This is a genomic window from Streptomyces sp. SID14478 (assembly GCF_010548525.1).
Classification (GTDB): domain Bacteria; phylum Actinomycetota; class Actinomycetes; order Streptomycetales; family Streptomycetaceae; genus Streptomyces.
Map to the genome: position 1 here is coordinate 1 of NZ_JAAGMG010001210.1, position 1,087 is coordinate 1,087.

1 protein-coding gene is annotated in these 1,087 nt (G+C 74.5%); it reads right to left on the minus strand.

Translation table 11 applies throughout. The annotated features are described in order from the left end of the window. The coding region (locus tag G3I40_RS38690) for a deoxyguanosinetriphosphate triphosphohydrolase (protein ID WP_164559496.1) at positions 1-962 on the minus strand (962 nt) is incomplete at its 3' end. Positions 963-1,087 lie beyond the last annotated feature (125 nt).

Here is a 1,087-nt window from a genome sequence, read left to right on the forward strand (position 1 = left end):
CGGGCGCGGGTCGCGGCCTCGGCGGCCAGGCAGAAGCGGCCGATGAGCTGGCTGGTGGCGTCCTTGAGGCGGGCCTGCGCGACCGCCGTGCCGTCGTACCCGTGCGGCCACCACTCCTGGTCGAGGAGGCGGTCGAGGGCGGCGGACAGCTCGGCGGGGTCGGTGTCCGCGGGGACGTAGCGGCCGATGGCGACGGCGAAGACGTCGGCGCGCTCGGGCTCGGCGTGCAGCACGTTCGGATCGAGGTGGCCGGCGTGCAGGCCGTCCTCCAGGTCGTGCACGGAGTACGCGACGTCGTCCGACCAGTCCATGACCTGGGCCTCGAAGCAGGTGCGGCGCCCGGGGGCCTCCTTCCTGACCCAGTCGAAGACGGGGCGGTCGTCCTCGTACACCCCGAATTTCGGGGAGCCCGGGTCGGTCGGGTGCTCGCCGAGCGGCCAGGGGTACTTGGTGGCGGCGTCGAGCGCGGCCCGGGTCAGGTTCAGCCCCACGCTGGCCAGTTCGCCGCTCACCTCGGACCGCACGAAACGCTTGGGCTCGATGCGGGTGAGGAGTCTGAGCGACTGCGCGTTGCCCTCGAATCCGCCGCAGTCCTGGGCCACTTCGTTGAGCGCCTGCTCGCCGTTGTGACCGAAGGGCGGGTGGCCCATGTCGTGCGAGAGGCACGCCGTCTCGACGAGGTCGGGGTCGCAGCCGAGGGCCGCGCCGAGCTCCCGGCCCACCTGGGCACACTCCAGGGAGTGCGTGAGGCGGGTGCGCGGGCTGGCGTCCCAGTGGCGGCTGCGCGTGCCCGGGGTGACGACCTGCGTCTTGCCGGCGAGCCTGCGCAGCGCCGAGGAGTGCAGGACGCGGGCCCGGTCGCGCTGGAACGCGGTGCGGCCCGGGCGCTTGTCGGGCTCGGGGGCCCAGCGCTCGACGTCCGCGTCGCCGTACGTACCGGAGCCTTCGTCCGTGGTGTTCATGCACCGACAGTAAGGCCCGGCACCGACAAAGAGGGGCGGGCGGCGGAGCTCGGGGGCCGCACGGCCCGTGCGGGCGCGGCGAGCGCGGTGTCGTAGCGGTGCAGGGCGAGGCGGGCCAGGCCGGG